The following is a 20,479-nucleotide window of genomic DNA, read 5'->3' as shown; positions in this document are numbered from 1 at the left end:
ATTGGAACAGGTAATTTTTTCATCTCATACCAACAAATACGTTGTGCCATTTTTGGCGTCAGCGATTAAAATAAACTTATGAAAGGGGTAATGATGTCTGACTGTAAGATTCCGTTTACTTGTGAGCTTTGCGATAAACAGTCTTCCTGCCAATTAGACCATATAGAACACAATAAGTGGGCAATAGCCCAACGCATGAAGGATATTACCTACAAAATCGTTGTAATGAGTAATAAAGGCGGCGTGGGGAAAAGCACCGTAACAACAAATCTTGGTGTGACATTGGCTTTGAAGGGATACAAGGTAGGCGTTGCCGACGCGGATATACATGGGCCAAATATACCCATGATGTTGGGAGTAGAGGGACAAAGACTTAAGGGGACAGAAGAAGGCATACTGCCGTTAGAAGTGCTACCAAATTTAAAGATTGCCTCTCTTTCCTTTCTCATCGAAGATCCCGCGCTTCCCATAATATGGAGAGACGCCGCAAAGTGGGATTTTTTATGTGAATTAATGGGAAGTATCTGTTGGGGAAAACTGGATTATCTGCTGGTTGATTTACCGCCGGGCACAGGCAACGAGGCCATTTCAATCATTGAACTTATTGGCAAGGTGGATGGTTCTGTTATTGTCACGACGCCCCAGGACGTAGTTTTGCTTGATGTAAAGAAATCGGTTTATTTCTCGAGAGACAGCAATGTGCCGGTCATTGGCGTGGTAGAGAACATGAGTGATTTAGTATGTCCCCACTGCAAAGGGCACATAGAAGTGTTTAAAACGGGAGGCGGCGAAAAGATTTGCAAAGAATTAGGATTGACATTTCTTGGCAAGATACCGTTGGATCCTGAAGTCACAAAGAAATGTGATGATGGCGAGGCATTTGTAACTGCTTTTCCTGGTTCGGAAGGAGCAAAGGCCTTTAGCGAGATAAGCAAAAAGTGTGAAATATTTGTCAGGAAACAAACAGAAGAAAACATGGAAATAAAAGAATACAGGGAAGTCCCTTTTTTGGGTAAAGTGCCTGTAGACCCTAACTTTGTTGAATAAGGAATGCTATCTGATTAGTCGTTTATAATGATTCTCCCCATATTATTCAAATAATAAGCGTGTTCCTCACAAACATACTCCGCTAATAACTGCCCGCCGCAAATAATGTTACCCTCCCGCTGATTTTAACCAGGATAACGTAGGATGGGATTCTTACCCGACTCTCAGTATTAACGTGTTACCAAAAAACAGAGTAACAATCTAGTTTTTTGAAAAAGTAGGGGCGAAGCATTTGCCGGTTTGGGTATGAATGCATTTATGACAATTTATAGCAAATGCTTCGCCCCTACACTATACGCTATACGGCAAAACAGCCTATTAACAAATATTTTAAAATAAAAAAGAGATCTCTTATGTTTCGTTCTATCAGAATAAAATTAATATTTTTCTTCCTGCTGGCTGTCCTTACTCCATTGTTGGTGATGCGTCTTATCGCTTATCCCACTGCACGAAAAGCTATCCATGAAACTATTATTAATAATTTACAACTGATTACCTCTAAAAAAGCTTTTCAGTTGAATGACCGGTTAAAAAAAATACGGCGAGATGCGGAACATCTCGCAAAAAACCCTTTTATCGCTGCTGCTGTTTGTTTAGCAAAAGCAGATAACACTACCATCACCCGATTCGTTTCTCTCCTATCCACGGAAAACAATTTACATGAATTTATTGTCAGTGACATTGACGGTAATATTTGTTTGTCAGCTGACGGTAGCATTATAGGGTTAAACATTGCCGGCAGTAAGGGTTTTCTCCAAGCAGGAGGAGGTGGAATATGTTTTTCAGAAACACCCCCTATAACTACATTTGATACCCTTGAAACACAAAACTGGCAGGCAATTTTTAACACATTATATGCCTACATACCAATAAAAGAAAATGGGCATACTCTGGGTATAGTAGTATTAAAATCAGACCTCTCTTTCCTCAGTAAAGAGATATTAGAAATACCACACGGAGATAATTATGCGGTACACATTATCAATAAGGAAGGGCAATTGATTGCCGGGTCGGATCCTGAAAAACTCCTCCACACTACAGGAAATTTTGCCAAAGAAATGCCACGAAAAACCTTCCTGACAGAACCGGGAACAAACCAATTTACCAGGAGTGTAAAAGCATGTTTAGCCGGCGCTAATGGATATGACATGATTGGTTATGTTAATAATGCCGGAGAAACCGTACTGGGGGCATGGCATTGGGTTCCCAAACTACAGTGGGGTATTATTGTCGAAATTGATGCAGATAAAATATCTCTCGTTATGAATGATCTTAAAAATCCCATATCAAAAATACTTTCTTATTTAACCGTAGCAGGCATTATTATGGCGATATCGGGGATCGCATTTGCTTTTATAACCGGTCAAAAAATAGGCAACCCCATTCTTACCTTAACAAAAGCCACTCGTAAAATGTCTGCCGGAGATTTTTCACAACGCGTGGAAATAAACACACGGGATGAAATACAGGAACTGGGAGATGCGTTTAATGTCATGTCAGCATCCGTTCAGGGAAAAACAACAGCACTGGAAGAGGCGACAAATTTTTTAAAAAGCATTCTGGTTAGTTCTACGGAACATTCAATCATTGCAAGTGATCTTTGCGGAAATATTCTGGAATTTAACGAAGGCGCAGCAAGAATGTTTCAATATGCGCCGGAACAGATGATAAACAAGTCAAATATAAAAATGTTATATACGAGAGAAGAACTACTGTCCGGGAAACTTCAAAAAATACTTAAATCCACATTATTTACCGGCAGCTACAAAGATGAAATGAAACTGGTGCGTAAAGATGGAAAAACATTTACCGGATATACAACCATCACCAGGAGGAATTCTTTCAGCGGAACACCAACAGGTTACGTAATAATCATAAGGGATATTACCGAACAAAAGTTACTGGAAGAAGAGGTCAATAATTATACGGTTCACCTTGAAAAAATTATCGAAGAAAGAACACAAAAATTAATCATCTCTGAAGAAAAATATAAACGTTTGTTCGAATCAAGCAAAGACGTCGTTTTTTTCTGTGATATAAACTGTCAGTTTGTAGATATTAATCAGGCCGGCATTGAATTGTTTGGTTATGACACAAAGAATGATATTTTACAACTCAACCTGATTCATCACTTATTTTACAAACCGTCAGAAGGCAAAATAATAAAAGAAACCATAAACAAAAACGGATATGTAAAGGATTTCGAAATAGCGTTAAAAAGAAAGGACGGCAGCAAAATTCCCTGTATGATGACCGGCAGCCTGAGAAGGGATATGCGGAACAACATCATTGGCTACGAAGGTATTATTATAGACCTGACTGAGTGGAAGAAGATTGAGCAGGAAAAAGATATCCTGAATAATATAAATAAAATATTAGCCTCAAGACTGGATATCAGAGAGGTTTATAAATCCCTCAGCGAAGAACTTCACAAAGTAATTGATTTTGACCGCTTAAGCATTGCATTGCTTGATGAAAAGAGGGTTGAATTTTTGACTTTCGCGGTTTCGAAAGATTATCGTTTTTCTGAATTGGAAGAGGGAGTGCAGTATTCCAAACAGGGCACACTGGCAGGAAAGGTGGTGGAAGACGGTGAGTTTTTTGTCGTTCACGATACTGCCAGAGGCCCGTTTTCAACAGACCCTATTTTATCAAAGGAAGGTATTAAATCCCGATTGTCGGTCCCTTTAATTTGCAAGGGAGAAATCATAGGAAGTCTTAATTTTGGAAGCAAAAAGGTAAACAATTTTACAGAAGCACACGTGGATGTTATTAATAAGATTGTTCCGCAGCTAGCTATTGCAATTGACAATACACGCCTATTTGATAGAATTAAATATTCTGAGGAAAAATACAGAAATCTGGTAGAAGATATAGAAGACATCATCTTCCGTCTTGATAAAAACGGAAGGTTTATGTTCCTCAACAATGCATTAAAAAATGTAACGGGATACCTCCCCCAGGAGTTTTATGATGCGCCTTCTTTAGCATTTAAAATAATCCACAAGGATGATGTTGCATCGGTTAAGCATATAACAAAAGAAATTATTAGCGGAAGAACGAAGGTATTTAAGGGTCTGGAATACAGGGTTTATTGCAAGAACGGCAAAGAACTCTGGTTTTCTCAAAACATATATCCGATAAAAAATAAAAACGGATGTGTGATCGGCGTTGAAGGCATTATACAAGACATTACTGAAAAAAAGAAAATTGAAGAACAAATACGCCGTTCCGAGCGGCTGGCGTCCATTGGCGAATTGGCGGCTTCCATTGCCCATGAAATAAGGAATCCGCTCGGAGCCATATCAAATTCCGTCTGCATGCTGAAGAGAGATTTGGTTCTTAGCGATGATGATAAAAACCTGTTCAATATGGTTGTTGAAGAGACCGAGTGGCTGAATAATATAATTTCCAATTTCCTTACCTTTGCGCATCCCGCCGAATACCATTTTACAAAAAGTGACATTGTAAAAATGGTGGAGGAGACATTAATTCTTTTGAAAAAAGACGCCAAGTTCAACGGGAATATCAGGATTAAAAAGAACTATAGCACTGCCCTTCCAAAGATATTTTTGGATAGAATCTGGATAAAAAAGGTATTCTGGAATTTATTGATAAACTCCATAGACGCCATGCCAAATGGAGGTGAAATCTCCATTAGCCTGAAAAAAACCAGAGTCCCGAATGATGATAAAATAGAAATTATCATTTCTGATTCAGGTATCGGCATACCGCCGGAAAGAATTAAAAAGATCTTTGAGCCTTTTTTTACCACAAAAAAATCAAGGGGCACCGGATTAGGGCTCTCCATCGTACACCGCATTTTAGACAATCATGACGGCACGATCGATGTAAAAAGCATACAAAACAGGGGTACAATATTTACCATCAGGCTGCCGGTAAACAATAAGAAATCCAGCACCGTTTCCGTTTGAGGTTTTTAAAAATTATGTTTACTATTCTTGTCGTTGAAGATCAAAAAAATATGAGAGAATCTCTGGTAATTGCCCTGAAAAGGGCTGGTTACAAGGTTACAGGGGTTGATAATGGCGAAATGGCCATACAACAGCAAAAAGAAATTGGCTATGATTTAATCATTGTGGACCTGAAAATGGAAGCCATGGACGGACTTGAAGTGCTGTCAAACGTAAAAGAAATAAACCCCTCAACGGAGGTTATTGTCATGACTGCATTTGGCACTATTAACAGTGCTATCCAGGCGATAAGAGACGGGGCGTACGATTACATCACAAAACCCTTCCATCTGCCCAATATGCTTTCCGTCATTGAGCGTGCACTGGAAAAGAAACGTTTGTCTGAAAAGGTCAATAACTTACAAAAAGGCACAAAAGAACATTACAAATTTGAAGGTATTATTGGCAATTCTCCGGTAATGATGCGAATACTGAATATACTGGTAGAACTGACGAACAGTGAAAGTACGGTATTAATCACTGGAGAAAGCGGGACGGGGAAAGAACTGGTTGCACGTTCCATACACAACAACAGTCCCAGAAGCAACAAGCCATTTGTGGTAGTGAACTGCGGGGCATTGCCTGAATATTTGCAGGAAAGCGAATTTTTCGGGCATGCTATGGGTTCATTTACCGGTGCGGTAAAGGACAAAAAGGGGCTATTTTTTGAGGCGCAAGGGGGGACTTTATTTTTAGACGAAATTGGCGAGGCATCGCTTTCCACCCAGGTTAAACTACTAAGGTTTCTGCAGAACGGAGAAATCCGCAAGGTTGGCGATAATAAACCTGTATTCCTTGATGTACGCGTTATTGTCGCAACGAATAAGGATCTTGAAGAATCTACGAAAAACGGTGTCTTTCGAAAAGATTTATTCTACCGGTTAAACGTCATAAGAATTCATGTACCGCCCCTTAGGGAAAGAAAAGAGGATATCCCCGCCCTGGTAAATTATTTTGTAAATGCATGTTCGCACAAACTTAACAAAAAAATACCTGAAATTTCCGAAACTGCGATGAGTTCACTTTTAAACTACTCATGGTACGGGAATATCAGGGAATTGGAAAATGTGATTGAACGGGCAATTACATTATCAAAAAATGGCCGCATCATGCCGGCAGACCTTGCATTACAGGAATCCCTTTTTCATGATTCTATCGACATACTTCACGATTCCGGAGGAATCAGAGCCGCATTAGCCCAACAGGAAAGAAAAACAATTGTAGAATCCTTAAAGAAATTTGCAGGAAACCGCAAACAAGCGGCAAATAATTTAGGAATTTCCACCACCACTTTGTGGAGAAAAATGAAGGAATACCACATCATACCAAAAATAAATTATAATGTTGAAAATGGTTGAGAAATAACTTCATGGCTATTACGGACTCATATTTCAGACAGATAAACCGGCTGCGAATCTCGGTAACAGAGCTTTGTAATCTCCGGTGCACTTATTGCAGGCCGGAAGCCGGCATTGCGCTTATGGAACATAAGGATATCCTTACTTATGAAGAAATAATAGCTATCATACAATCTGCCTTAAAATTCGGCATAACAAGTTTTCGATTAACCGGCGGGGAGCCGCTTGTCCGAAGGGGTATTGAATCATTTATCAGAATGCTGGCAAAGGTAGAGGGCATAGAAGACCTTGCAATGACAACAAATGGCATTTACCTGAAAGACTATGCAAAAATACTCCGGGAAATTGAGGTGTTTCGGCTAAACATCAGCCTTGACAGCATTCAGGAAACAAAATACAAACAAATCACGCGCGGAGGGAATTTAAGTGATGTGTTGGACGGCATAGAAGAAGTCCTTCAATTACGGTTTAAAAATACAAAGATCAATGTAGTTGCAATGAAGGGCATTAATGATGATGAGTTTGAAGACTTTGCAAGGCTTACACTGGAACGTGATATCGAGGTGCGTTTCATTGAATATATGGCGATGAATAAAAGCAGCCTGGCTTCAGAAAATAAATTCATCTCCTCCTCCGAAATAATAAGTACTATCGAAAAAAATAATGAACTGATTCCTCTCCCCAAACCAGCGCTTGGCAGCGGCGCCGCACGAGTATATAAAATAAAAGGGGCTCTTGGCACGATAGGATTTGTTTCCGCTGTAAGCCAGCCTTTTTGCGATTCGTGCAACCGGCTTCGGTTAACTTCAGAAGGAAAACTTCGTTCTTGTCTTTTATCGGGAGGAGAGGTTGATTTGAAGTCTATCCTGCGGAACAATTTCAGCGAAGAATCGCTTCAAGACGCCTTTATCCGCGCCGCACATTTAAAACCCCGCAAACATTCCGGCAGAGGGCATGTGGTTATGCACAAGGTGGGCGGTTAAGAGTAGCGTAGTATCCCCCTATGTTATTTCTGCCTTGTTCTTTAGCTGTTTCCATAGTGGCTCAACGCCTAATTTCTTTACCCAATATTCCATATAATTCATATCAAGTTTTCCAAATTGTACCTCATAAACTCGTAATGCGTCGGTAAATTGTTTTTCACTGCCGCCAGAAAGTTTTGCCCATCTCAGTTTGGCCAGGATTGTATCTTCAGGTCTTGAAACTTGCAAATTTATCCCAAAAACCTTCTCTACATACCTTCGTGAAAAACGGGATTGGTCAAAAGGTTCATCGGTTAATATCCAGAAATCAACTTTGTCTCCCTCTTTTACATCAATTATATTGAACATCTTTTGCTTGTTAATTGCATCACAGATACTGTCTTCATCTGCATAAAAATCAGGCGGTGAAAAAGACCCTACCAGTTTCTTTACCGCCGGTTTCTGAATAGCTACAATTACATCTATATCATGGGTAGAACGTGGTTCGCCTTGCAGGCTTGAAGCAACGGAACCTGTTATCATATACTGAATTCCGGCGTCTTTGAGCGCCTGAATAACCTTTTTTAATAATTCCTGTTGTGACACTTATCAATACGTTTCAAAAGTATTTTTTGAAATTCCTCATCTGAAAGATGCGGAAATCTTTTCTGCAATCCATGAATAAATAGTTGCCTGGTAAATTCAGATAATTCAAATGCCTTAAGTAACCTTTTTTCAGGTGACATTTGACGAAGTACTTGAATATACAGCTTATGATTTAGGCGCTCTTTTAAGTTCATATTTAACCCCCAAACAGATAACAACGCCCCTTAAAACTACCACAGGCATAAAATCCGCCGCTACCAAAAATATCTTATCGGCAAAGAAGTACCTTGCCATACCGGATAAACCTATCCGCGAATCCCCTAATAATTGTAGGTGATTATAGTAAAACAAAAAAATATAATCAATCTGAAAAGATACGTATATCAGGAGTATCCAATGGATGACAATGACAGGCTCGATGTTGGTTAGAGCTGATAAAACAAAAGAACTTGTAATTTTCTTTGTTTTTGCTAAACTGACTGCCGGATGGAAAAAAGCAATTCCCTATCATCATCTCATCCGCATCTGAATTCCATGGACATCACGGCGGTTTGTGTAAGGGTTATTCAGGAGCAGCAGAATGCGATTGCAGCATTGTCCGCGAGAGTAAAAACGCTTGAAGATAAAATTCAAAATATTCAACATGAGATGAACGCAGATGTCTACTAATATATTAGCAAAAATTCAAAAAGACCTGGAATTCATAAAATCCAAATTAATTGTAATAGACAATGGAATTGAAGACATAAGTAATGACTTGCATGAGGTTCGTCCGGAGTACATAAAAAAATAAAAACGCTGGACAAAAGGGGGAAGTTTTCCCCCTTTTCCAGCGTTGATGAATTGCGCAACGAGATAGAACAGGAACAAAACTTATAAAATTTATAGATTTTGACTATCACGACAAAATGTATTGTAAAAAGTATTCCATTAAATAAAACCCTGGCGGGTTCAGGTTTGCAACCTGAACCCATGAGTTTATGCGTATAATGGGGCAATGTACTACGGCAAAATTCCAATGCCCAAATCACAAAATCCCTGTTTGGAATCTGGAATTTATTTGTCATTTGTTCCCCTAATAAAAAGCTGGATTGAAAGTATAAAACGTTTGGTTCAGGTTACAAACCTGAACCCGCGCATGTAGTTTCCAGCGCCATTACGTTCCCGAAAAGGAGTTTGGGAACGAGTTGTGCTCCGGTAGTTTAATAGATTACGCTGAATAGTTACAAAAGTATTACCAATAAATAAAACAATGACACAACTCACACATTTTGACGAACAAGGCGCTTCCAGGATGGTAGACGTTGGCAATAAAGACGATACCAACAGGACAGCTATCGCACATGCAAAGATCTCCACAAAACCTGAAACATTCCGCCTTATTATGGATAAAAAAATGCACAAGGGGGACGTGCTTGAGGTTGCAAGAATTGCCGGAATTATGGCAGCAAAACAAACTTCTCAGCTTATCCCGATGTGCCATCCGCTCAATATTACCAGCGTTAAAATAGATTACAAAGACAATGCCGCAGACGCCATTGAAGTTTTTGCAGAAGTAAAAGTCACAGGGAAAACCGGCGTTGAAATGGAAGCCATCACCGCCGCCGCCATCTGCGCAATTACCATTTATGATATGTGCAAATCTGCCGATAAGGAAATGGTAATCAGTGATATCCACCTGGTAAAAAAATCCGGCGGTAAGAGCGGAACCTTTACCTTTGGAAAACAGTGACCGTTTTGTGGTTTTATTCCCGCTTTTCAACCAATGTATACAGCTAATTTCGGAAGGCTGAATCGGACGCGACTACTCAGCGTAATTTATAGCACGCCCCCTTAAATCCCTTCAAATACTTCGCCGTTACTTAAAAAAAACCAAAGCGTTACGATTGAAATTCCTATACATTTAAGCAGGGGCGAAGCATTAGCCCGTTTTGGGTTTGAGCGCATTTATGACAATTTATAGCAAATGCTTCGCACCTACAATATTTCTATGCCTTCTTCCAGCTCCTCTTTCCTGTAAAGCGCCGAATATTCCCCGTTCATTTTCATAAGCTCTGCATGTGTGCCCTTCTCAACAATCATGCCCTCTTTCATAACAACAATTACATCAAAATCCCTGATAGCCGGTAATCTGTGTGTAACAATAATGAGTGTTTTGCCGGGAAATTTTGTCGCTATGTTGTGCAGAATAAAATGTTCCCCCTGAACATCCACCGCAGAGAGGCAATCATCCATAATAATAATGTCCGGATTTACCGCCAGTGCACGCGCAATGGTTAATCTTTGCTTCTGCCCGCCCGACAAATTAACCCCGCGTTCGCCTAAATAACTTTCATACTGCTCGGGTAGTTTTTGGATTTCTGCCTCCAGTTTTACCATACGGGCAAGTTCTCTCAAGTTTTCATCAGTACCCGCCCGTGCATTGCCAAACAAAATAGCATCTGCAATTCGTTCAGAAAACAGAAATGCCTCCTGAGGGACAAAACCAATACACCTGCGCAACAATGTAACATCCATAACATTGATATCCATCCCGTCTATAAACACCGTCCCGGCTTTTACTGATAGTATCCGGGGCAAAAGGCTTAACAACGTTGTTTTACCGCTGCCGATAGACCCTACAATTGCCACACGTTGTCCAGCGCGTATTTTAAGGTGTATGCCCTTTAATATCCATTTATCCTGTTTATAATATTGAAAATGTACGTCCCTGAACTCAATATCTCCTTTCAAGGTTACTTTTTTACTTGTTACAGGGTGCTTGTCGATCTCAGGCTTTTCCTCCATCACCTCATCAATACGTTTCATAGACGCATTGCCGCGCTGCAATAATGAGACACACCAACCTACAGCCGTCATAGGCCAAATCATCATTGATATGTAACTTTGAAAGGCGACCAGCGTGCCAAGCGTAATATCGCCTTGAATGACCATCCTTCCGCCAATACAAAGCAACATAATTATTCCCAAATAAGTAATATACTCAAAGGCTGGGCCCAAAAGAGACTGCGGAATGGCAAGCTTAAGATTTTTCTTTACAAAATCTCCTGACAATTCCCGCAAAACCGCTTCTTCTTGTTGAGAAATGTTAAATGACTTTACCACACGGATACCGGAAATGCCTTCCCTGACCTTTTCACTGATCTTTGAAAATTGTTCCTGTACGCTACAAAACTGACGGTCAATAACATTCCTGATTTTATAAGCAATAAAAGGCGTTAAGGGCATCAATATACAGGTAAATAATGATAGTTTGGGGGACAACCAGATAATAATTGGTGGAATAACTATAAAATACAACAAGGCGTCAAGCCCGATTAATAATCCCGGCCCCACTGCCATACGGATGGCATTCATATCGTTTGTAGCCCTGGACATCAGATCGCCAGTTTTATACTTCTGGAAAAAACGCTGTGATTGTGTTTCTATATGCTTAAAAAAAGCCATACGGAGGTCATGCTCGCACCGAAAAGACGTTCCTATGAAATATATCCGCCACACATAGCGACATGCCCCCTGGAAAAATGTAGCCAGGAGAAATAAGCCTATATAATATGCAATGCCTCGCATGCTGCCATCACCGGAAAGCATATCTATTGTTTTTTTTATAATAAGGGGGGGAAATATATTAATGATATCCACAGTAATGAGCGAGATTGCCCCAATAATAAAATAGCGCCGGTATTTCTTTACAAAGACCCTGTAAACAATGCTTCTTTGCCAAAGTTTTTTCAATTTTTTCATAAAACGTATTAACATTGAAATTCCTAAACGCTAACATAATTGAGAATAAAAACTTCATTTTAGAGAAGAAGTCTTGTACAAACAATGATAAACAGCATTTTTACCTGTATATATTGTTAATTGCCTTATTACACCGGGTAGAGACGCACGGCCGTGCGTCTCTACCAAAACAAACGCACCTAAAAATGCTGTTGCTTAATGGTGTTAGAATGATAAAATTCAACCTTTAATTCAAAAGAATGGAATATCCATGGTCTTCGGTCGCAAAGGAGTGAAATAATATGTCTACAGATAGTCCTGCTCCCGGGATTGATTTTATAAGGGAAATTATTGCGGAAGATATAAAAACGAATAAACACGGCGGCAGGGTGATTACACGCTTTCCTCCAGAACCAAACGGATACCTGCACATCGGGCACGCAAAATCAATCTGTCTAAACTTTGGCATTGCCCTTGAAAATAAAGGCGGTGTATGCCACCTGCGGTTTGATGATACAAACCCTTGCAAAGAGGAAATTGAATATGTTGAGGCAATTAAAAACGATGTACATTGGTTAGGCTTTGACTGGGGAACGCATCTTTATTACACATCCGATTATTTTGAAAAGCTGTATGAGTATGCGGTACAGTTGATACGGCTAGGCAAGGCCTATGTATGCAGTCTTAGCGCTGACGAGATAAGAGAGCACCGCGGCACCTTGACTCAACCGGGAAAGGATAGCCCCTATCGCACACGAACCATAGAAGAAAATCTTGATTTATTTACACGCATGCGCAACGGAGAGTTTGCGGATGGCGCTCATGTGCTTCGCGCAAAAATTGATATGTCATCTCCCAATTTAAACATGAGAGATCCTGCTATCTATCGCATCCGGCGTGCAAAGCATCACAGAACCGGCGATACATGGTGTATTTATCCGATGTACGACTTTGCCCACGGCCTTTCCGATTCCATTGAAGGGATCACGCATTCCATATGCACAACAGAATTTGAAAACCATCGCCCCCTGTATGATTGGATACTCGACACGCTGGGGGTCCAATGCCATCCGCAACAAATAGAGTTTGCACGCCTCAACCTCAGCTATACCGTGATGAGCAAGAGAAAGTTACTTGAACTGGTAGAGGGAAAACAGGTAAGCGGGTGGGACGACCCAAGAATGCCTACTATTTCAGGCATGCGAAGGAGGGGATATACACCGGAAGCAATACGCAATTTCTGCGAACGAATTGGAGTGGCAAAGAGAGAGAGCATGGTTGATATCGCACTGCTGGAACACTTTGTCCGTGAAGACCTGAATAAACATGCTCTCCGGGTAATGGCAGTATTGCGCCCGCTTAAGGTAGTCATTGTTAATTACCCCGAGGGGCATGTGGAAGAATTGGAGTGTATAAACAATCCGGAAGACCCAAATATGGGGACGCGAAAGGCGCCTTTTTCCAGGGTTTTATATATAGAACGGGACGATTTTTATGAAGAACCGCCCAAAAAATTCTTTCGCCTTGCCCCTGGGCGTGAAGTCCGTTTACGCTACGCCTATTTCATTACCTGCATAAAGGCAATAAAAGACGAAGTAACCGGCGAAATTAAAGAATTGCATTGCACCTATGATCCGGAAACACGGGGCGGTTCCGCACCTGATGGCCGTAAAGTAAAGAGCACAATACATTGGGTTTCTGCCGAACATTCAATTGAAGCAGAAGTGCGTTTGTACGACCATCTATTCATAAAGGAATCCCCATGCGGCGAAAAAGAAGAAACCGATTTCAAGAAGTTTCTGAACCCGAATTCCCTGGAAATAATAGCTAAATGCCGTGTAGAACCTGGTCTGGCAGATGCTAAACCAGGGAGCCGTTACCAATTTGAGCGCTTAGGTTATTTTTGCGTTGATGAAAAAGACACCGCCAGTAAAAAACCTGTTTTTAACAGAACGGCGCTACTGCGTGATACATGGGCAAAGGAGCAAAAGGCGGAAGGGAAATGACAAAGACTAAAATGCGCAGACTCCAGACGGGTCGGGTGCATTCCCGATTTTTTGTAAAAAAGCTTATTATTTATGCAGGATGGGTCACTCGGAGCTGACCCAACAATAAACTACACGGGAAAAAAAGAATATCGAATATTGAACAAGGAATAATGAATGTCGAAGTAGAGACGCACGGCCGTGCATCTCTACGGTTGTAATTCGAAATTCCTTGTTCTGCGGTTCGATATTCTTTTTTCATCCTACTAAAATGACGGGTTACAAAAAATCGGGAATGCTCCCAGACGGGTCCAGGTTGCAAACATGAGGTTTGGGGTCACACCCTGATCAGTGATTATAAGTCGGAGGGTACGAGAGTAGCTACTATGAAATAAAAGATATTTAAAGAAGATGAAGCCAATAAACAATTGTAAAAGGTAAAATCACTAATCAAGGTGTGACCCTATTTTCCCCTATGGAATGAGCAATATTATATGATAAAAAAAAGAGTTACTGAAGTTACACAAGGAATGATCCTCGGCAAGACGATATACGGAGATAATTACGAAATTTTGTTAAAAAAAGGTGTAAAATTAACCAGTACCTACATAGATATTTTGAAAAAAAGGGGCTTTTTGAATGTTTTTATAGAAGACAAAAATACGGAAGATATCGTTATTGAAGACCCGATTTCCGATAAAATTCGTATGATGGCAACAAAGGATATTTTGAAAGTTTACGAAACAACCAGAAATTCCTTAGTAAATATAGAAGCGGAAACACAAGAAGGAATAATTAAATGCATACATACAAAAATCAAAAAGAATTTTCTGGAAAGCCCTGCATTTAATCAGTTGATTAAACACATCCATTACTTTCTTGAGGAAGTTCTGAGCCATGACCTGTTGTCAGGATTGAATTCAATAAAATCTGTCGATAATTATACCTACGAACATTCAGTTGATTCTGCTGTAATCTCACTTGTCCTTGCCAAAAAACTATGCCTCAGCGATGTAAAAATGAAGCAACTGGCAATTGGCGAATTTCTCCATGATATAGGTAAGATTTTTGTGAATGAGAAAATATTAAACAAGCCGGATATATTAACCCCGGAAGAGTATGATTTGATAAAACAACATACTGTTTACGGATATGAACTGTTACGGGATAATGACAATATAGGCTTAATCTCAGCGCACATACCATACCAGCACCATGAAAGACAGGATGGAAAAGGTTATCCGCGCGGCCTGATCGGCGCTAATAAGGTTAATAACAACAAAATAACATACGAAGAACATGGAAAGTTGATTATGGTTGCCGAGATTGCCACCATTGCAGATGTTTACGATGCCTGCATTTCAGACCGTCCGTTCCGTCCCGGAATCCCCCCCGATATAGTTTATGACCTAATAAAAAAAGAAGCTGGTACACACTTTAACAAGGAATTAACGGATGCTTTTTTAAGTATCATACCCAAATATCCGATAGGTTCTGAAATCAGTATTAAAAACGGCCTGTATAAAGGATTCACCGGTTACGTAATGTCGGTAAGCGAAGAGAATATTTTAAGGCCTAAAATAAAAATTATGCACGATAAAAAAAACAATCCCATTAAACCCATGGATATTGATTTGCGCTATGACAATCGCATGGAAATAGAATGTGTAAGATATTATTAATATCGGAAGTATTTATTTGGAAAAAGATGAAACATCAGGCATGGCTGGCGCATGGAAAGGATATTTAAAAACGTGTATATGGGATTTAGATGTATCAATAACCACAACACAAACCGACGATATTATATCGGGAATGATATTGGCAAATGGCCGTCAGTTTGGGAAATTAACCGGAACGGTATCCGGCGATAATATAGAATTTGAAATTGAGAAGTCAGTACTATGCAGGGGATTTATAGGAGGAAATGGATTTGTTACAGAAGAAAAAATTATACTGCTGTTTACTGATGGCAGGGATTGTCAGGGTGATCAAAGCGTTGGAAATTGTGAATTGTGGAAAGCGGAGTAAATTAAGATTAAAATGAAGACAAAAAATTGGGTACATTTTTAATGATGAACAGGTAGTTTCCCTATACTTTGGGGTTAAAAAGTAATTATATTCCTCCTTAAAACATTTATGATGGTCAGTCGACACATGGAAACAGATAGAAAGTCTACCTTTCCTTCCATAAACACAGTTAGCCTCGCTGCGCAAATTTGCAGTGGGGTAGTCGCCGGTGTGGGCGCAATAGGATTATTAGGCTGGATATCGAATTCCCAATTGCTAGCCAGTATTCGCCCGAACTACATCCCTATGGCGCCGAATACCGCTGTAGTATTCGTCGTATTGGGCATTACGTTGTTTACCCTGATCCGCTGGCACATGAACCTCATTTCCCGGTGGATCGCTTGGGTTGCCGCAATTTTTGTCGTACCCCTTAATGTATTGTCCCTCACCCAATATGTAACCAATATTGACTTTGGCATTGACCAAATGCTACTCGTAACCACGAAAACATTAGGCGGAGTGCCTATGGGCGTCATGTCTCCCATTACGGCTGCGAACTTTCTCCTGTCTGGTTTCTCTGTCTCGCTTGTATCATTTTCTTCCGTAAACCGAAGGTACATGAAAAATATAGCATCATGCCTTGCTATAGTAATAGCATCCATAGGATCTGTGGTAATACTTGGATACTTGTATAAAACGCCTCTGCTTTATGGCGGGACGATAGTACCGATGGCACTCACGACCGCAATCACCTTTGTATTTTTGGGCATAGGGCTAATATCTGTCACCGGGCTCTGGTGCTGGCCACAGTGTCTGGTGATGGGTTCTTCAACACGTGCCCGATTGTTGCGGGCGTTTCTTCCCGTTACGGTTGGTACTGTCATTATCATGGGTTGGTTTCATACCATTATAGCCATGCAATCGAGAAGTAATCCTGCATTATTGGCATCATTACTGGCAATTCTATTTATGGTTATTGTCAGCATTATTATTTCATACACGGCAAAGCTCATCGGTCACTCTATTGACCTCGCTGAAACTAAGCGCAAATTGGCAGAAGTACAACTCCGCAAGCTATCTCAGGCCATCGAACAAAGCTCAAGCACTGTGGTAATTACCGACACAAAAGGCACCATCGAATACGTAAATCCTAAATTTACCCAACTAACTGGTTATACTGCAGAAGAAGCTATCGGGCAAAATCCGCGCCTCTTAAAATCAGGCAAAACGTCACCTGAAGAGTACAAACGTTTATGGGATGTGATAACCTCAGGTGGAGAATGGATGGGAAAATTTTATAATAGAAAGAAGACGGGTGTGTTTTATTGGGAATCCGCATCCATCTCTCCCATTAAAAACCAGGAAGGGGTTATTACCCACTTCCTTGCAGTTAAAGAAGATATTACCGAACGCAAGAGGTTCGAGGCGCATCTTGAACACCTGGCTAATAATGACCCGCTCACCAATCTCTTTAACCGCCGCCGATTCAGGGAAGAGTTGGAGGGCTGGGTTGCACAGATGGAACGACATGAATCCAACGGGGCATTGTTATTTATCGACCTGGACAACTTCAAATATATTAATGATACCCTTGGCCACCAGAAAGGGGATGAAATTCTCATAAATTTCGCCCATCGGCTAAGAGCGCGGGTACGTGAGACCGATATCATCGCCAGGCTGGGCGGCGATGAATTTGCGATCATCCTCCCTTATACCGATGCAGATCAGGCGCAGTCAATCGCAATGCAAATCATGGAGTTATCGAGAGTAAATCTCCAAGGGAAGAACGACAGATTACATAGTGTTACTTCCAGCATTGGCATTGCCTTGTTTCCCGAACATGGAGGTGATGTGGAAAAATTACTCACCTACGCCGATCTCGCCATGTATCGGGCAAAGGAAAAAGGCCGCAACTGCGTTTGTACGTATTCACCCGACCAGAAAATACATTATGAGTTACGGATGGACTGGGAGGAACGTATCCGGGATGCATTAAAAAATAATCGATTCGTGCTGCATTTACAACCGATATCGAATATACGGCATAAGAAGATTATGGGCTACGAGGCTTTGCTGCGCATGGTGGATGAAAATAACGCATTAACTTTCCCATCTGAATTTCTCACTATAGCCGAACGTTTCGGTCTTATTCGTGACATTGACCGCTGGGTAGTTCGCCGCTCCATTCACCTCATTGCAGAACAACAATTTACTGACAGAGGCTTATTCCTCGATGTCAATCTCTCTGGCAAGGCATTTAGTGACCCGGAATTATTGCCTTTGATCAAACAGGAGTTTGAGGCTACCAATATCAATCCTGCAACCCTCATATTTGAAATTACAGAAACTGCCACGATAGAAAACATGGTTGATGCACATCGTCTCATTACCACACTCAAGGACATGGGCTGCCGGTTTGGTCTCGATGATTTCGGCATTGGTTTTTCTTCATTCAGTTACCTCAAACAATTACCCGTGGACTTTTTGAAGATAGACGGGAGCTTTATCAGTGAATTAAAACACAACCATACAGACCAGCACATGGTCAGGGCAATGGTAGAAGTGGCGCGTGGGCTGGGGAAACAGACCATCGCTGAATTTGTGGGATGCGAAGAAACGGTGCAACTATTATCGAACTACGGGGTAGATTATGCCCAGGGGTATCATATCGGCAAGCCCTTCGCTATATCTGAAATTGATACCTATTCGGAAATTTTGTAACAGTTCAGTCCACCGCAAAGGCTTGCTCTCATGGACATGGGGGGAGGAAATCGAATTATTTCCCCTCTTTTTGTAGCCCTTCGCAGTGGTAAGGGGTCACATCTGGACTATTGGCAATATTTACATGATATGTATAATATGAAACCATGGCAAGACCGGCAAGAATAGAATTTGAAGGGGCTTTTTACCATGTGATGAATCGGGGAAATCGCAGAGAAGATATTTTTCCTGATACTCGTGATCGGGAAAAGTTTTATGAGATTGTTGGCAACATTGAAAGTCGATATGGCATTAATGTTTATGTATTTGTATTAATGTCCAACCATTATCATATCTTATTAGAAACTCCCCATGCTAATTTATCACGTGCAATTCAACGCCTCAATGGAGATTATGCTTTGTATTTTAGCCGAAGGCACAAACAGCCTGGACATCTATTCCAAGGCAGATATAAAGCTATGTTGGTAGAAAAGGATGTATATCTTTTAGAATTAAGCCGATATATCGTAAAAGAAAAAATAGTGCTACAGGGGAGTATTTAGAATTTGTTCGGGAAGGAATGAAGGACGAAAACAACCCTGAGTTAAAAGCAGCGGGAAAGTGGATATTAGGGAGTGATGGTTGGGTAAAAGCGGTACTTAAGAGATGGGGTAATTTTTCATCAAAAGAATTAAGCGGGGTAAAACCATTCAGGAAGAATATATCGATTAACACGCTGGAGGAGTGCGTTTGCAAAGAATTTGATGTGAAAAGGGAAGCGTTGGAAGCGCCAGTGTATAATATATTGCCAGACAGGCAATACTGTTTCTGGCAGTAAATCATGGTGGCATGACATTAAAAGAAGTCAGTCAAAAGTATGGAGCACGGAGTTATTTTTCTGTGAGTAAAGCAGTCAGCCGTTTCCGTCAACGGCTTGCAAAAGATCATACAATACATAAACAATTCAAGAAAATATTGTCCAATGTCCAGATGTGACCCCCTTATTTCCCGCAGGTTCCAGCAATTTAATGACTTTTTAAGTGGGAAAGATAGGATAAAATAGACAAAGAATTAAAAAATCTGGAAACCGCGCGAGATAAAGGCGTCACCTCAACTGATTTGTTAGGCTTTCTTCTCTATTTGTTTAGAATCTTTTTCCTCTTCATATGGTAATTGAAAATTTCCAGCAATAATACCAAGTACTGTAATATCTTCATCTAAAGATTCCCATCGCATGGCATAACCATCTAAACGAAGCGTTACTTCTTTCAATTGCTTATCTGAGGCATTTTTCAGAATTTTAAAGCGATTCGCTGGAAAACCAATAATACGACCATCTGTGAGTTCAATAAAAATTGTCCTTCCTTTCGCCCACGCTCTAATTGCTGTAGGTTCAGCGCTAATGGTCTTATTAATAGTTACGGGACTCATTGTATTTCTCCTTTAAATAATCATAATGTTCAAAGATTAGCTTTTCAATTTTTCTAATGACATGAGGCGAGACGCCTTTGTTTCTGGCAAGTCGAACTGGTTCTAACCAAAATTTGCATTCGCCATCGGGTGTTGCTACATGAATATGAGGCGGCTCATTACCTTCGTCTGAATAAAAATGAAACCGAAACGAACTAATTCTTAAAACAGTTGGCATTGTTTTTGTTTGCAAAAAACAAATATTGGTCTAAGCATTTATAATATGAAATTGTTAAAATGGTAGTTTTTATTTAATCATAAAGTTTTCATGTGCTGTGTTGTTATTAAAATCTATCTTTTGTAATAAGTCTATAGTTATTTACAATCATTTTTTTACTTCAATATGCATCCCACATGCACCCCACAGAAATTTATTATTCTTTTCGTATTTGTCTGAGATTTAAATTCAGTTTATTCCCAACTTCAATATTTACCGTCAATGTATGTGGTGGAAGAATAGGAAACTCTGATTCAACATTTCCACCCATCAGCTCAACTATATTTTTCACAACTTTTTCATCACCCCTCACAATTGATTCTGCAGTATCTTCCTTGCTTGAGTCACTTTTGTCAAGGTTACGTTTTGATTTCATCATTGACCTCCTACCATGGCTAGACCTCCTTTCATGCGCTTCAAAGCCCCG

Annotated in this window: 18 protein-coding genes; 12 read left to right on the top strand and 6 right to left on the bottom strand. The window is 40.4% G+C overall.

What is annotated here, in order from left to right; all coding sequences use genetic code 11:
• Window positions 1–90 precede the first annotated feature (90 nt).
• The 4 genes from ABJL82_RS02235 (at window position 91) to moaA (ending at window position 7,362) form a co-directional block, all read left to right on the top strand.
• Entirely contained in the window at window positions 91–1,047 is a 957-nt protein-coding gene (locus ABJL82_RS02235) for an Mrp/NBP35 family ATP-binding protein (RefSeq protein WP_347273061.1), read from the top strand.
• A gap of 353 nt (window positions 1,048–1,400) precedes the next feature.
• Window positions 1,401–4,982, top strand: coding sequence for a PAS domain S-box protein (locus ABJL82_RS02230; protein WP_347273060.1), 3,582 nt, complete (start codon window positions 1,401–1,403; stop codon window positions 4,980–4,982).
• A gap of 14 nt (window positions 4,983–4,996) precedes the next feature.
• The gene (locus ABJL82_RS02225; RefSeq protein ID WP_347273059.1) at window positions 4,997–6,379 is read left to right on the top strand and encodes a sigma-54 dependent transcriptional regulator; all 1,383 of its coding nucleotides are present in this window, start codon (window positions 4,997–4,999) and stop codon (window positions 6,377–6,379) included.
• 11 nt (window positions 6,380–6,390) lie between these two features.
• A complete protein-coding gene (gene moaA / locus ABJL82_RS02220; protein WP_347273058.1) occupies window positions 6,391–7,362 on the top strand; it encodes a GTP 3',8-cyclase MoaA in 972 nt (323 codons plus the stop codon).
• Between the two features lie 18 nt (window positions 7,363–7,380).
• On the opposite strand, the gene ABJL82_RS02215 is transcribed toward moaA, so the two are convergent.
• Both ABJL82_RS02215 and ABJL82_RS02210 read right to left on the bottom strand, forming a co-directional pair.
• Window positions 7,381–7,947, bottom strand: coding sequence for a hypothetical protein (locus ABJL82_RS02215; RefSeq protein WP_347273057.1), 567 nt, complete (start codon window positions 7,945–7,947; stop codon window positions 7,381–7,383).
• A gap of 165 nt (window positions 7,948–8,112) precedes the next feature.
• Window positions 8,113–8,241: a hypothetical protein gene (locus ABJL82_RS02210; RefSeq protein WP_347273056.1), complete on the bottom strand. Its 129-nt coding sequence runs from the start codon at window positions 8,239–8,241 to the stop codon at window positions 8,113–8,115.
• Between the two features lie 364 nt (window positions 8,242–8,605).
• On the opposite strand from ABJL82_RS02210, the gene ABJL82_RS02205 reads away from it, so the two are divergent.
• Both ABJL82_RS02205 and moaC read left to right on the top strand, forming a co-directional pair.
• Entirely contained in the window at window positions 8,606–8,740 is a 135-nt protein-coding gene (locus ABJL82_RS02205) for a hypothetical protein (RefSeq protein ID WP_347273055.1), read from the top strand.
• A gap of 459 nt (window positions 8,741–9,199) precedes the next feature.
• The gene (gene moaC, locus ABJL82_RS02200; RefSeq protein WP_347273054.1) at window positions 9,200–9,679 is read left to right on the top strand and encodes a cyclic pyranopterin monophosphate synthase MoaC; all 480 of its coding nucleotides are present in this window, start codon (window positions 9,200–9,202) and stop codon (window positions 9,677–9,679) included.
• 245 nt (window positions 9,680–9,924) lie between these two features.
• On the opposite strand, the gene ABJL82_RS02195 is transcribed toward moaC, so the two are convergent.
• On the bottom strand, window positions 9,925–11,706 hold the full coding sequence (locus ABJL82_RS02195; RefSeq protein WP_347273053.1) for an ABC transporter ATP-binding protein: 1,782 nt from the start codon (window positions 11,704–11,706) through the stop codon (window positions 9,925–9,927).
• 266 nt (window positions 11,707–11,972) lie between these two features.
• Here ABJL82_RS02195 and ABJL82_RS02190 point away from each other — a divergent pair, with 266 nt between their 5' ends.
• From ABJL82_RS02190 to ABJL82_RS02165, 6 genes are all read left to right on the top strand, one after another.
• Entirely contained in the window at window positions 11,973–13,676 is a 1,704-nt protein-coding gene (locus ABJL82_RS02190; protein WP_347273052.1) for a glutamine--tRNA ligase/YqeY domain fusion protein, read from the top strand.
• Between the two features lie 473 nt (window positions 13,677–14,149).
• Window positions 14,150–15,337, top strand: a complete 1,188-nt coding sequence (locus ABJL82_RS02185) for an HD domain-containing phosphohydrolase (RefSeq protein ID WP_347273051.1) — start codon at window positions 14,150–14,152, stop codon at window positions 15,335–15,337.
• A 16-nt stretch (window positions 15,338–15,353) separates the two neighbouring features.
• Window positions 15,354–15,686 (top strand): hypothetical protein, encoded by a 333-nt coding sequence (locus tag ABJL82_RS02180; RefSeq protein ID WP_347273050.1) that lies wholly within the window; start codon window positions 15,354–15,356, stop codon window positions 15,684–15,686.
• A 126-nt stretch (window positions 15,687–15,812) separates the two neighbouring features.
• Window positions 15,813–18,386 carry an EAL domain-containing protein gene (locus tag ABJL82_RS02175; RefSeq protein ID WP_347273049.1) on the top strand — a complete coding sequence of 858 codons (2,574 nt, stop codon included), beginning with the start codon at window positions 15,813–15,815 and terminating at the stop codon, window positions 18,384–18,386.
• 146 nt (window positions 18,387–18,532) lie between these two features.
• Entirely contained in the window at window positions 18,533–18,928 is a 396-nt protein-coding gene (locus ABJL82_RS02170; protein WP_347273048.1) for a transposase, read from the top strand.
• A 17-nt stretch (window positions 18,929–18,945) separates the two neighbouring features.
• Window positions 18,946–19,203 (top strand): hypothetical protein, encoded by a 258-nt coding sequence (locus ABJL82_RS02165; RefSeq protein ID WP_347273047.1) that lies wholly within the window; start codon window positions 18,946–18,948, stop codon window positions 19,201–19,203.
• Between the two features lie 284 nt (window positions 19,204–19,487).
• On the opposite strand, the gene ABJL82_RS02160 is transcribed toward ABJL82_RS02165, so the two are convergent.
• The 3 genes from ABJL82_RS02160 to ABJL82_RS02150 form a co-directional block, all read right to left on the bottom strand.
• Window positions 19,488–19,796 carry a DUF2442 domain-containing protein gene (locus tag ABJL82_RS02160; protein WP_347273046.1) on the bottom strand — a complete coding sequence of 103 codons (309 nt, stop codon included), beginning with the start codon at window positions 19,794–19,796 and terminating at the stop codon, window positions 19,488–19,490.
• Complete coding sequence (locus tag ABJL82_RS02155) at window positions 19,777–20,013, bottom strand: DUF4160 domain-containing protein (protein WP_347273044.1); 237 nt, start codon at window positions 20,011–20,013, stop codon at window positions 19,777–19,779. The genes ABJL82_RS02160 and ABJL82_RS02155 overlap by 20 nt, the downstream gene beginning before the upstream one ends.
• A 196-nt stretch (window positions 20,014–20,209) precedes the next feature.
• Complete coding sequence (locus ABJL82_RS02150; RefSeq protein WP_347273043.1) at window positions 20,210–20,431, bottom strand: hypothetical protein; 222 nt, start codon at window positions 20,429–20,431, stop codon at window positions 20,210–20,212.
• Window positions 20,432–20,479: the final 48 nt, after the last annotated feature.

This window comes from Candidatus Kuenenia sp., from assembly GCF_039794105.1.
GTDB lineage: Bacteria > Planctomycetota > Brocadiia > Brocadiales > Brocadiaceae > Kuenenia.
The sequence above is the reverse complement of the archived record's forward strand: the minus strand, read 5'-3'. Positions and strand labels throughout refer to the sequence as shown.